The organism is uncultured Aureimonas sp. (assembly GCF_913775355.1).
Lineage (GTDB): Bacteria > Pseudomonadota > Alphaproteobacteria > Rhizobiales > Rhizobiaceae > Aureimonas.
On record NZ_CAJYIU010000237.1, the window covers coordinates 1 to 12,583 of the forward strand.

Consider the following 12,583-nt stretch of genomic DNA (forward strand, 5'->3'; position numbering starts at 1 on the left):
CGCCGGGCGCTCCAATGTCGGCAAGTCGTCGCTGATCAACGGGATCGTCGGCCAGAAGGGGCTCGCGCGCACCTCCAACACACCGGGGCGCACGCAGGAGCTGAACTACTTCGTGCCCGACGGCTACTCCGGCGAGGCCGGCGACCTGCCGCCGATCGCCCTCGTCGACATGCCGGGCTACGGTTACGCGCAGGCCCCGAAGGAGCAGGTCGACGCCTGGACCAAGCTCGTCTTCGACTACCTGCGCGGCCGCGCGACGCTGAAGCGCGTCTTCGTCCTGATCGATGCCCGCCACGGCATCAAGAAGAACGACGCCGACGTGATGACGCTGCTCGACAAGGCGGCGGTGTCCTACCAGATCGTGCTGACCAAGGCCGACAAGATCTCGGTCCTCGCGCTGCCGAAGCTCGAGGCGGCGACCCGCGAGGCGATCCGCAAGCGGCCAGCGGCCTTCCCCGAGATCATCGCGACGTCGTCGGAGAAGGGTTTCGGGATCGAGGACGTGCAGGCCGCGATCGCCTTCTTTGCCGAAGGGCGCGGCTGAGTTCGCCGCGCCTTGCGAATGTCAGTCGATCCCTTGCGCGTCAGGCACGCCGGGGCTCGTATCCGGCCATGAACAGGCGGACCGCCGAGGCGACGACGCGCGCAATCTCGTCCTCCGAGATCGCCGGCGCCTCGTCGTCGAAGAAACGGCGGCGCAGGATGCCGGCGGTGGCGAGTTCCACGAACTGGGCGGCCGCCAGGGCGACGTCGGGGATCTCCAGCGTGCCGGCCGCGCAGGCCTTTTCGAGATAGGCCGACAGCAGGGCAAGGCCCCGCTGCGGCCCGTGCCGGTAGAACTCGCGCCCGACCTCGGGCATGCGGGCGGCGACCGCGATCACCGTGCGCTTGGCATGCATCGCTTCGGGCGACATCACGAGCCGCGCAAGGCGCTGCCCGTAGCGCGTGAGCGTTTCGGCGGGGTCGCCGGGATCGGTGAGAAGCGCCTCCACTTCGGCGAGATAGGCTTCCCGTTCGCACTCGATCAGCGCGCGGAACAGCTCTTCCTTCGACCGGAAGTAGACGTAGAGCGTCGATTTCGAGACGCCGGCCTCGCGCACCACGTCGTTCATCGAGGCCGCGTCGAAGCCGAGGCCCACGAACGCCCGGCGCGCGCCCTCGAGGATCTGTCGCCGCTTGGTCGGGTCCTCTCCGGCTGCGGCACGACGATCGCCGGGAGCCGACGGGGTTTGTACGAGATCGAGGGTTGCGGTCACGGTTTCGAGAGCACTTTTCGATAAGGATGCCGAAATAATCCGGACGTCGGCGGAGGATCACCCTTGCCCTGCCCGGTCATCACGTCTATGTCAACGTCGAACCGAACGGTTCGGTTCGATTTGGGTTCTGCCACTATGTCGAAGTCCGCGTCTCAAAAGTCAAATCCTTCGCTCGAGGCCGAGCGCGTGTCCGACGCGCCGAAGCTGGAGGTCGTCGGCCGCAAGACGGGCGAGACCGCGCCGCCGGCGGCCAAGCCCGCCGACGCCACGCCGACGAAGAAGAAGGGCGGGATCGGCAAGAAGCTGCTCCTGCCGCTCGTCATCGTGGCGGCGCTCGGTGGCGGTGGCTGGTACGGCCACCAGTGGTGGGTGGACGGGCGCTTCCTCGTCTCGACCGACGACGCCTATGTCGGCGCCGACATGGCGGTGATGACGCCGAAGGTGACGGGTTATGTCCGCTCCGTGCCGGTGGTCGAGAACCAGCCGGTCAAGGCGGGCGATCCGATCATCGAGATCGATCCGGGCGATTACGAGCTCGCGCTGCGCTCCGCCGAAGCGAAGATCTCGTCGCAGAAGGCGGCGATCGGCTCGATCGAGGCCCAGCGCGAGGCCGCGCTCGGCCAGGTCGGCGAGGCCGAGGCCAACGTCACGGTGGCGGACGCCACGGTCGGCCAGGCTGCCCTGAACCTCCAGCGCGCCGAGCAGCTGGCCCGTTCTGGCGCGGGCGCGCAGGCGCCGCTCGATCAGGCCCGCTCCGCCAAGGCCGAGGCCGATGCCAAGCTCATCGGTGCCAAGGCGGCGGTGACGTCGGCCAAGGCCAATGTCGGCGTCCTGGATGCCCAGATCAACCAGGGCAACACGACGCTCGAGGGCCTCGAGGTCGCGCGCGATCAGGCCGCCCGCGACCTCAGCTTCACGACGCTGCGCGCGCCCTATGACGGGGTGATCGGCAACCTGTCGGTGCAGGAGGGCGATCTCGTGTCGCCGAGCCGCCGGCTCGCCTCGGTGGTGCCGCTCGACAAGATCTACGTGGACGCGAACTTCAAGGAGACGCAGCTCCACGAGATCCAGGTCGGCGAGACCGTGCGCATCGAGGTCGATGCCCTTCCGGGCGTCGAGGTGAAGGGGACCGTGGTCTCGCTTGCCCCGGCCTCGGGTTCGGTCTTCTCGCTGCTGCCGGCCGACAACGCGACCGGCAACTTCACCAAGATCGTCCAGCGCGTGCCCGTGCGCGTCGCCGTCGATCCGGCCGAGGCCGCCAAGGGCAACCTGCGGCCGGGCCTGTCGGTGACGGCCTCGGTCGACACCCGCACCGCGCCGGCCGGCTCGCACGCGCTGGCCGAGGCCGACTAACTCCACCCTTCGTCACGGCCGGTCCCGCAACGGGGACCGGCAAGGCAGGCTCCCATGTCGTCGATCACCGCCGATACGCCCGTCGTTCGCGCCGACGCGGATCATGTCCCGATGCGCCGCGTCCTGGCCTTCATGGCCATGGTCTTCGGCATGTTCATGTCGATCCTCGACATCCAGATCGTCTCGGCCTCGCTCGCCGAGATCCAGGCCGGTCTGTCCGCCTCGTCCGACGAGGTGGCCTGGGTCCAGACCGCCTACCTGATCGCCGAAGTCATCATGATTCCCCTGTCCGGGTTCCTCGCCCGGATGCTGTCGACGCGCATCCTCTTCACGCTGGCGGCCGCCGGCTTCACGGCGTCTTCGGCGCTCTGCGCGACGGCGTCCAACATCGACCAGATGATCCTCTACCGGGCGCTGCAGGGCTTCATCGGCGGCGCCATGATCCCGAGCGTCTTCGCCGCCGCCTTCACGATCTTCCCGCCGTCGAAGCGTGCCGTCGTCTCGCCGATGATCGGCCTCGTCGCGACGCTCGCGCCGACCATCGGCCCGACGGTCGGCGGCTATCTCAGCCATGCGATGAGCTGGCACTGGCTCTTCCTCGTCAACGTGCCCTTCGGCATCGTCGTCACGCTTGCGGTCTGGAATCTCGTCGATTTCGACAAGCCGGACCTCTCGCTCTTCTCGCGCTTCGACTGGTACGGCCTGTTCGGCATGGGCGCCTTCCTCGGCGCCCTCGAATACGTCCTCGAAGAGGGCCCGCTCGACGACTGGTTCGAGGACGAGGTGATCGTCGTCATGACCGTGGTGCTGGTCGTCGGCGCGCTCGTGTTCTTCTGGCGGGCCTTCACGGCGAAGGAGCCGATCGTCGACCTCACGGCGTTCAAGAACCGCAACTTCGCCTTCGGCTCCTTGTTCTCCTTCATCATGGGCGTCGGCCTCTACGGCCTGACCTACCTCTACCCGGTCTATCTCGGGCGCATCCGCGGCTACGATTCGCTGATGATCGGCGAGACGATGTTCGTCTCGGGCATGGCGATGTTCTTCACCGCGCCGATCTCGGGCAAACTCTCCACGAAGCTCGACCCGCGCGTGATGATGGCGATCGGCTTCGTGTCCTTCGGGCTCGGAACCTGGCTGATGACGGGCATCACCCACGACTGGGACTTCTACGAGCTCCTGATCCCGCAGATCCTGCGCGGCTTCGGTCTGATGATGGCGATGGTGCCGATCAACAACATCGCGCTCGGCACCCTGCCGCCGCAGGTGATCAAGGGCGCCTCCGGCCTCTACAACCTAACGCGCAACCTCGGCGGCGCCGTCGGCCTCGCCCTCATCAACACGATGATCAACGACCGCACGGCGCTGCACTACGATCGCCTCGCCGAGCGGGTGCGCTGGGGGAGCCAGGTGGCCGAGGACCGGATGGCCGAGATCGCCGCGAACCTTTCGGCGGCGGGCATCGACGGCAATCAGGCGGCGATCGGCCAGCTGGTTCAGCTGGTGAAGCGCGAGGCGTCGGTGATGGCGTTCTCCGACGTGTTCCTGTTCCTGACCGGCCTTTTCGTCGCGCTCTGCGCGCTCTGCGTCTTCGTGCAGAAGCCGAAGACGGGCGTGAAGGTCGACGCGCACTGACCGGAGCGCGGCCGACGGTTCAGCGCCGGCCGAACTCGTCGAGCCGCGCCTTGATGCGGCGGAAGAGGTCGCGATAGGCGTCGAGGATCTGGCCGCGGCTGCCGGTTACGGCAGAGGGGTCGGGCATCGGCCAGAACTCCACCGCGGTCGCGTCCGCTTCCGTCGCGCTCATCGCGGCGTGGTGGGCTTCCGGCGACAGGGTGACGATGAGGTCGAAGAACCCGTCGGCGAGGTCCTCATATTTCTGCGGCTTGCGGTCGCCGAGGCTGAGGCCCTCCTCGGCGAGGATCACGTCGACGAACGGGTCGCGCTCGCCGTCCTTGACGCCCGCCGAGGCGACGTAGGTGCCGGGCAGCACGGACCGCGCCACGGCTTCGGCCATCGGCGAGCGGATCGCGTTCATCCCGCAGACGAACAGGATCGAGCCCGGACGCTTCGCGCTGCCGCCGGTCTCACTCAAGGGCGGCCCCCGGTTGTCGATCGGCTGTTCTGCGGGTGATCCATCACAGCCCCTCGTCTCAGTTGCGCCGATGCAGGACGCAGATCAGCGTGAACAGGCGCCGCGCCGTATCCTTGTCGAGCGTGATCTTGCCGGCCAGGCGCTCGCGCAGGAGGTCCGAGCCGTCATTGTGGATGCCGCGCCGGCCCATGTCGATGGCCTCGATCTGCGAGGGCGTCGAGGAGCGGATCGCCTCGTAGTAGCTGTCGCAGATTAGGAAGTAGTCGCGGATCACCCGCTTGAAGGGGGTCAGCGACAGATGGTGCGCGGTGAGCGGCGCGCCCGCCTCGTCGGCGATGTCGAAGACGAGGCGGCGGTCGGCCAAGGCCAGCTTCAGCCGGAAGCGCTCGCCGGAGACGCCCTCGGGTTCGAAGAGGTTCTCCTCGATCAGATCGAAGATCGCGACCGCCCGCTCGTGCTCGATGTCAGCGGAGGCGCGCCCCACCGTCTCGTCGAGATCCACCGAGATCAGCTTGCCCGCCATCCCGTCCCCCTTAGAGGTTCAGTCGCACGGCGACGGAGCGGGCATGCGCGTCGAGACCCTCGACGCGGGCGATCTCGATCGCGGCAGGCCCCAGTGCGCGAAGCGCCTCGGCCGAGAGCTGGAGGATCGAGGTGCGCTTGACGAAGTCGAGCACCGAGAGACCGGACGAGAAGCGCGCCGAGCGCGCCGTCGGCAGGACATGGTTGGAGCCGCCGACATAGTCGCCGATCACCTCCGGCGTGTGCCGCCCGAGGAACACGGCGCCAGCGTTGCGGATGCGGGCAAACATCGCGTCCGGGTCGGCGGTCGCGATCTCGAGGTGCTCGGCGGCGATCCGGTCGGCGAGCGGCGGCGCGTCGGCCAGAAGATCGGAGACGACGACCGTCGCGCCGAACTCGTCCCAGCTCGCGCGTGCCGTCTCGGCCCGCGACAGGCGCTGGAGCTGGCGCTCGACCGCCGCCTCCACGGCGCTCGCGAAGGCGGCGGAATTGGTGAGGAGGATCGATTGCGCCGAGCGGTCGTGCTCGGCCTGCGCGAGAAGGTCGGCGGCGATCCAGTCGGGGTCGTTGTCGGCGTCCGCGATCACCAGCACCTCGGAGGGGCCGGCGATCATGTCGATGCCGACCGTCCCGAACACCTGGCGCTTGGCGCTCGCGACATAGGCGTTGCCGGGGCCGACGATCTTGGCGACCGGCGCGATCGTCGCCGTGCCGTAGGCGAGGGCGGCCACCGCCTGCGCGCCGCCGATGCGATAGATCTCGTCGACGCCCGCGATCCGCGCGGCGGCGAGCACCAGGGGGTTCAGCGCGCCGCGCATCGCCGGCACCACCATGGCGATGCGCGAGACGCCCGCGACCTTGGCGGGAACCGCGTTCATCAGCACCGAGGAGGGATAGCTCGCCGCCCCGCCCGGCACGTAGAGGCCGACCGATTCCACCGCCGTCCAGCGGCTGCCGAGCACGGCGCCGATCTCGTCCTCGTAACGGTCGTCCTTCGGACGCTGCCGCTCGTGATGGCTGGTGATGCGGCGGTGGGCGAGGCTGAGGGCGTCGAGCGTCTCGCGCGGCGTCGCGCGGAAGGCCGTCTCGATCTCCGCCTCGCCGACACGCAGGGTTTCCGGCGAGAGCCGCAGCTGATCCAAGCGTTCGGTGAAGGCGATCAGCGCCGCGTCGCCGTCGCGGCGCACCTCGTCGAGGATAGCGCGCACCGTGGCTTCCACGTCGGCCGAGACCTCGCGCTTGGCGGCGAGGAGGTCGCGGAACCGGGCTTCGAAGTCCGGTTCGGCGGCGTTCAGCCTCTGGGGCAAGGCGCGGATCTCCCTCGGGCTGGACGGCCGGGCGCCGGGCGCCGCGTCAGACCCGGTGGAACGGGCGCGACGGGGTGCTCCAGGCAGCGCCGAGATCGGCCAGCTGGACCTCGATACATTCGACGTGGAGCCTTATCGCGGCTTCGCCCGCAAAGACAAGCTCGATCGCGCCGGACGGATCGTCGCCCGGCGTCCAGCGCAGCGCGAGGAGCGACAGCACGTCCTCGGGCGCGCCAAGGTCGATGCCGGTGCGGCTGGCGGAGAGGACGCGGTCGAAGCGCAGGACGCTGCGCCGGCGCTCGCCGGGCTCGGGCTTGGCGAACCAGCGGCGCGGGCGGGCGGCTTCCCAGGCGAAGCGGTTCATCGGCACGAGGAGGCGGCCCGCGCGCCCGTCGAGTGCCAAGTCGCCGACGCGCAGCACCGCGTCCTGGACATGCGCCGAGACGATCGCGAGATCCTCGGCGTCGAGGGCGTTGAGGCGAAGCGGGTCCATGGCGTCGGGTCGAGTTTCCATGCCGGCGCATCTAGAGGCCGTGATGGGCTTTGGACAGGTGTCGCGTCGGATCAGCGGATGCAGCCGACGTGGCGGATGGGCCTCCACGACGACCCGTCGGGCCGCCGAGCCCCGTGGACACGGCATCCGGGCGCCGGTGAAAGGCGCCCGGATGCGAAAGCTGCGGGCGTCAGCCCGTTCCCTTTTCGCCAAGAGCGGCCAGCACGCGCGCCCAGGAGCGCTGGCCCTTGGCGAAGGACGACATCTCGTACTTCTCGTTCGGCGAATGGATGCGGTCGTCGCCGAGACCGAACCCGATCAGGAGCGAGGGCATGCCGAGCCGCCGCTTGAACTCGCCGACGACCGGGATCGAGCCGCCCATGCCGATCATCACGGCCGGCTTCGGCCACTCGTCCGACAGCGCTTCGCGGGCCGTCGTGAGGACGGGCGAATCGAAGGGGAGCTGGATCGCCGGCGAGCCGCCGTGTTCGTGGAACTCCGCCGTGCAGTCGGCCGGCAGGCGCTCGGCGACGAAGGCGCGGAAGCTCTCCCGGATCTTCGCCGGGTCCTGGTCGAAGACGAGGCGGAACGAGACCTTGGCATGAGCCTCCGCCGCGATCACCGTCTTGAAGCCCTTGCCGGTGTAGCCGCCCTCGATGCCGTTGACCTCGGCGGTCGGGCGCGACCACGTCTGCTCCAGCACCGAGCGGCCCTTTTCGCCGGCGGGAACCGACAGGCCGACGGAGCCGAGGAATTCGTCCTGCGAGAAGGGAAGCTCGTTCCAGACGCGGCGCACATCATCCGGCAGATCCGGCACGCCGTCGTAGAAGCCCGGCAGGGTGACGCGGCCGTCCTCGTCGTGAAGGTCGGCGAGGATCTTCGCCAGAACGCGGATCGGGTTGGCGGCCGCGCCGCCGAAATAGCCGGAATGAAGGTCCATCGACGCCGCGCGGATGGTGATCTCCTCGCCGACGAGGCCGCGCAGGCCCGTCGAGATCGCGGGCGTCTCGCGGTCCCACATGTTGGTGTCGCAGATCAGCGCGACGTCGGCGGTGAGCTCGGCCTTGTTGGCGTCCAGGAAGGGCAGGAGCGAGGGCGAGCCGGACTCCTCCTCCCCCTCGAGGAAGATCGTGACCGAGCAGGGCAGGCCGCCGGTCTCGGCGATGAAGGCGCGGCAGGCCTCGACGAAGGTCATCAACTGGCCCTTGTCGTCGGCCGAGCCGCGCCCGTTGATGCGGCGCGTGCCGTCCGGCATCGTCACGACCTTGGGGTCGAACGGCTCGGCGTCCCACAGGTTCAGCGGGTCGACCGGCTGGACGTCGTAATGGCCGTAGAACAGGGCGTGGGGGCTGCCCTCAGGGCCCTTGCGGTGGGCGACGACCATCGGGTGGCCGGCCGTCTCGGCGACGCGCGCCGTAAAGCCGATCGCCTCGAGGTCGCCCGTCAGCCACTCGGCGGCGCGGCGGCAGTCCGCCGCATAGGCCGGATCGGTCGAGATGGACGGAATGCGCAGGAGGTCCTGCAGGCGCTCCACCGAGCGGTCGAGATTGAGGTCGAGACAGGCGAGCACGCTGTCGAGGTCGGCCATGGAAACGCCCTTTCGCTGGCGTCGCGGGGCGCTGACGCCCCGGACGGGTATGGCCTTGCGATAGCGCGCCTCAGCGCCGGACGCAAAGCGCAAGGGGCAGGACATTTCTGTCGCGCCTGCGCAACAGGCGGGGCGAAATCGATCGAGAGGACGGGGGAGGGGGTGAGAAAAGAGCCGTCGCGGACTGGAGGGGGGGGTTGTCGCGACGGCTCTTTCTCAATAGAGCGGGATCCCGTGAGGGGGGATGGGATCATCCGCTCCGACATTCGGCTCAAAGCGGGGGACGAGCTTGAGACCGAAGCACGACGTCATCGTGTGCGTCGTTGCTCAGAAAATGCGCCTTGACAGGTTTAAGTTCAATGGGATTCGATCACGAACGCGTGATCGACGGCATTAAACCTTTGTAATCTGAAACTCCTGCGCATGTGCGGAAACGCAGGGGTTGCGCGGGCCCCGTACCCGCGTGCGCGATGGACAGGACGCGCCCCCCGCGATACGACCCGTCCCATGCAAAAGGGCGATCATCTCTTCCTCGTCGACGGTTCGGCCTACATCTTCAGGGCCTACCACGCGCTGCCGCCGCTCACGCGCAAGTCCGACGGAATGCCGGTGGGCGCCGTATCGGGCTTCTGCAACATGCTGTGGAAGCTGGTCGAGGAGTCGCGCGACACCTCGGTCGGCGTCGCGCCGACGCATTTCGCCGTCATCTTCGACCACTCTTCGACGACGTTCCGCAACGCGCTCTACGACGGCTACAAGGCCAACCGTCCGGCGCCGCCCGAAGACCTGCGCCCGCAGTTCGGTCTGATCCGCGAGGCGGTGCGCGCCTTCGATCTGCCCTGCGTCGAAAGGCAAGGCTTCGAGGCCGACGACCTGATCGCGACCTACGCGCGGCTCGCGCGGGAAGCCGGCGGGGACGTGACGATCGTCTCCTCCGACAAGGACCTGATGCAGCTCGTCGGGCCCGGCGTCATCCTCTACGACCAGATGAAGGACAAGCGCCTCGGGCCCGAGGAGGTGAAGGAGAAGTTCGGCGTCTATCCCGAGAAGATGATCGACCTTCAGGCGCTGGTCGGCGACAGTTCGGACAACGTGCCCGGCATTCCCGGCATCGGTCCGAAGACGGCCGCCGAGCTTCTGGAGACCTTCGGCACGCTGGAGGCGCTCTTGGAGCGCGCAGGCGAGATCAAGCAGGCCAAGCGCCGCGAATCGATCCTCGCCAACGCCGAGCAGGCGCGCCTTTCGAAGCGCCTCGTCACGCTGGACCAGAACACGCCGCTCGACGTGGCCCTCGACGACCTCTTCATCCACGAGCCGGACGGCGAGAAGCTCGTCGCCTTCCTGAAGGCGATGGAGTTCACGACCCTGACGCGCCGCGTCGCGGCGAAGCTCGGCACCGACGCCGCCGACGTCGCGCCCGCCAAGGTGGACGCCAAGGCTCCCGCGCGCGGCCCCGACCTGGACCCGGATGCGCCCGCCGGCGACACGCAGCTGGCGATGAGCCCGAAGGCGCTGGCCGCCGAGCGCTTGGCCGCGGCCGCCTCGCAGCCCATCGACCGCTCGGCCTACGTAACCATCCGCGACGCGGCGACGCTCGAGCGCTGGATCGCGCGCGCCTACGAGACCGGCATCCTCGCCTTCGACACCGAGACGACCTCGCTCGACGCAATGAAGGCCGATCTCGTCGGCCTCTCCTTCGCCGTAGCGCCGGGCGAAGCCGCCTATGTGCCGATCGCCCATGTCGGCGAGGGGGCGGGCGATCTCCTGTCCGGCGACGAGGCGAAGGAAGGCGTCGGCGCGCAGATCCCGCTCGGCCAAGTCCTCGACCTCCTGAAGCCGGTCTTGACCGACCCCGCGATCCTGAAGGTCGGCCAGAACGTCAAGTACGACTATCTCGTCATGCTTCGGCACGGGATCGCGCTCGCGCCCTTCGACGACACGATGCTGATTTCCTACGTGCTCGACGCCTCGTCGTCGCTCGAGGGGCACGGCATGGACGAGTTGTCCGAGCGCCTCCTCGGCCACAAGCCGATCAGCTACCGCGAGCTCGTCGGCACCGGCAAGGCGGCCAAGGCCATCGCCGCCTGTCCGATCGACAAGGTGACGGAATACGCCGCCGAGGACGCCGACGTGACGCTGCGCCTCTGGCGGGTGCTCAAGCCGCGCCTCGCCGCCGAGGGCATGGTCTCGGTCTACGAGCGGCTGGAGCGGCCCCTCGTACCCGTCCTCGCCCGCATGGAGGAACGCGGCATCCGCGCCGACCGGCAGATCCTGTCGCGTCTCTCGGGTCGCTTCGCCCAGAAGGCGGCCGGCCTCGAAGCCGACATCCACATTCTCGCCGGCGAGCCGTTCAACGTCGGAAGCCCCAAGCAGCTCGGCGAAATCCTCTTCGGCAAGCTCGGGCTTCCCGGCGGCAAGAAGACCAAGACCGGGCAATGGGCGACCGACGCCAAGCTTCTCGAAGACCTCGCCGCCCAGGGCCACGACCTGCCGCGCCGCATCGTCGACTGGCGCCAGATCACGAAGCTCAAGGGCACCTATACCGACGCGCTCCCCGTCTACATGGACGAGAATGAGCGCATCCACACGTCCTACTCGCTGGCCTCGACGACGACCGGCCGCCTGTCCTCGTCCGAGCCCAACCTCCAGAACATTCCCGTGCGCACGCAGGAGGGCCGCGAGATCCGCACCGCCTTCGTGGCGGCGGGCGGCCACAAGCTCCTGTCGGCCGACTACAGCCAGATCGAGCTGCGGCTCCTTGCCCACATGGCCGAGATCCCGCAGCTCGTCGAAGCCTTCCAGGCGGGCCAGGACATTCACGCGACCACGGCGTCGGAAATGTTCGGCGTGCCCGTAGAAGGCATGCCGTCCGACGTGCGCCGCCGCGCCAAGGCGATCAACTTCGGCATCGTCTACGGCATCTCGGCCTTCGGCCTCGCCGCCCAGCTCGCGATCCCGCAAGGCGAGGCGGCAAGCTACATCAAGCGCTATTTCGAGCGCTTCCCCGGCATCCGCGACTTCATGGACCGCACGAAATCCTTTGCGAAGGAGACGGGCTACGTCGAGACCCTGTTCGGCCGGCGCGCGCACTATCCCGACATCCGCTCCTCGAACCCCCAGGTGCGCGCGGCCGTCGAGCGCGCGGCGATCAACGCGCCGATCCAGGGCACCGCCGCCGACATCATCCGCCGCGCGATGATCCGCATGGAGGACGCGCTGCGCGCCGAGCGCCTGTCGGCCCGCATGCTGCTGCAGGTGCACGACGAACTCGTGTTCGAGGTGCCGGACGAGGAGATCGAGGCGACGATCCCGGTGGTCAAGCGCGTCATGGAAGGCGCGGCCGACCCGGTGGTGGAACTCGTCGTGCCGCTCGTCGTCGACGCGCGCGCTGCCGGCAACTGGGACGAGGCACACTAGAGATGAGCGACATGAACGCGCTGCGCCCCCGCGACCGGCTGATCGTCGGCCTTGACGTGTCCTCCCGGCAGGAGGCCGAGGCGATCGTCACGGAACTCGGGGACGAGGTCGGCTTCTACAAGATCGGGTACCAGCTCGGCTTTGCCGGCGGCCTGCCGCTCGTCGGCGAGCTCGCGCGCATGGGCAAGAAGGTCTTCCTCGACCTCAAGCTGCACGACATCGCCAACACGGTGGAAAAGGGCATCGAGAGCATCGCGGGCCTCGGCGCCGCGATGACGACGATCCATGCCTATCCGCAGGTGATGCGCGCGGCGGCCAGGGCGGCCGGCGGCACGAACCTCTGCGTCCTCGGGGTCACGGTCCTGACCTCCCTGTCCGACGAGGATCTTCGAGAGTCGGGCTACGGCGGTTCGGTGTCGGACCTCGTAGAGCTGCGCGCGCGCCAGGCGGCGGACGCCGGGATCGGCGGCATCGTCGCCTCGGCGCAGGAGGCGTCGCTGGTTCGCGAACTCCTTGCGCCCGGCATGGCGCTGGTGACGCCCGGCATCCGGCCGG

At 68.9% G+C, this 12,583-nt stretch carries 11 protein-coding genes; 5 read left to right on the forward strand and 6 right to left on the reverse strand.

Features of this window, described 5'->3' with window-relative positions; all coding sequences use genetic code 11:
- Positions 1 to 544 (forward strand): ribosome biogenesis GTP-binding protein YihA/YsxC (gene yihA, locus QZ753_RS14445; protein WP_294644561.1); only part of this gene is annotated, 544 nt, incomplete at its 5' end.
- Positions 545 to 584: 40 nt separating this feature from the next.
- Here the strand turns inward: yihA and QZ753_RS14450 are convergent.
- On the reverse strand, positions 585 to 1,256 hold the full coding sequence (locus tag QZ753_RS14450) for a TetR/AcrR family transcriptional regulator (protein ID WP_294644562.1): 672 nt from the start codon (positions 1,254 to 1,256) through the stop codon (positions 585 to 587).
- A gap of 186 nt (positions 1,257 to 1,442) precedes the next feature.
- On the opposite strand from QZ753_RS14450, the gene QZ753_RS14455 reads away from it, so the two are divergent.
- A complete protein-coding gene (locus QZ753_RS14455) occupies positions 1,443 to 2,609 on the forward strand; it encodes an HlyD family secretion protein (protein ID WP_294644563.1) in 1,167 nt (388 codons plus the stop codon).
- A gap of 54 nt (positions 2,610 to 2,663) precedes the next feature.
- Positions 2,664 to 4,241, forward strand: coding sequence for a DHA2 family efflux MFS transporter permease subunit (locus QZ753_RS14460; RefSeq protein ID WP_294644565.1), 1,578 nt, complete (start codon positions 2,664 to 2,666; stop codon positions 4,239 to 4,241).
- A gap of 19 nt (positions 4,242 to 4,260) precedes the next feature.
- Here QZ753_RS14460 and QZ753_RS14465 read toward each other — a convergent pair whose 3' ends face one another.
- The 5 genes from QZ753_RS14465 to QZ753_RS14485 form a co-directional block, all read right to left on the reverse strand.
- Entirely contained in the window at positions 4,261 to 4,701 is a 441-nt protein-coding gene (locus QZ753_RS14465) for a low molecular weight phosphatase family protein (protein ID WP_294644566.1), read from the reverse strand.
- Between the two features lie 58 nt (positions 4,702 to 4,759).
- Complete coding sequence (locus QZ753_RS14470) at positions 4,760 to 5,224, reverse strand: UPF0262 family protein (protein ID WP_294644568.1); 465 nt, start codon at positions 5,222 to 5,224, stop codon at positions 4,760 to 4,762.
- Positions 5,225 to 5,234: 10 nt separating this feature from the next.
- Positions 5,235 to 6,530, reverse strand: coding sequence for a histidinol dehydrogenase (gene hisD, locus QZ753_RS14475; protein WP_294644569.1), 1,296 nt, complete (start codon positions 6,528 to 6,530; stop codon positions 5,235 to 5,237).
- A 46-nt stretch (positions 6,531 to 6,576) separates the two neighbouring features.
- On the reverse strand, positions 6,577 to 7,023 hold the full coding sequence (locus tag QZ753_RS14480; protein WP_294644574.1) for a DUF2948 family protein: 447 nt from the start codon (positions 7,021 to 7,023) through the stop codon (positions 6,577 to 6,579).
- A gap of 190 nt (positions 7,024 to 7,213) precedes the next feature.
- Positions 7,214 to 8,611 (reverse strand): dipeptidase, encoded by a 1,398-nt coding sequence (locus QZ753_RS14485; protein WP_294644570.1) that lies wholly within the window; start codon positions 8,609 to 8,611, stop codon positions 7,214 to 7,216.
- 507 nt (positions 8,612 to 9,118) lie between these two features.
- Here QZ753_RS14485 and polA point away from each other — a divergent pair.
- Positions 9,119 to 12,028, forward strand: coding sequence for a DNA polymerase I (polA, locus tag QZ753_RS14490; protein WP_294644572.1), 2,910 nt, complete (start codon positions 9,119 to 9,121; stop codon positions 12,026 to 12,028).
- A 20-nt stretch (positions 12,029 to 12,048) separates the two neighbouring features.
- On the forward strand, positions 12,049 to 12,583 hold a 535-nt coding region (pyrF, locus tag QZ753_RS14495), incomplete at its 3' end, for an orotidine-5'-phosphate decarboxylase (RefSeq protein WP_294644576.1).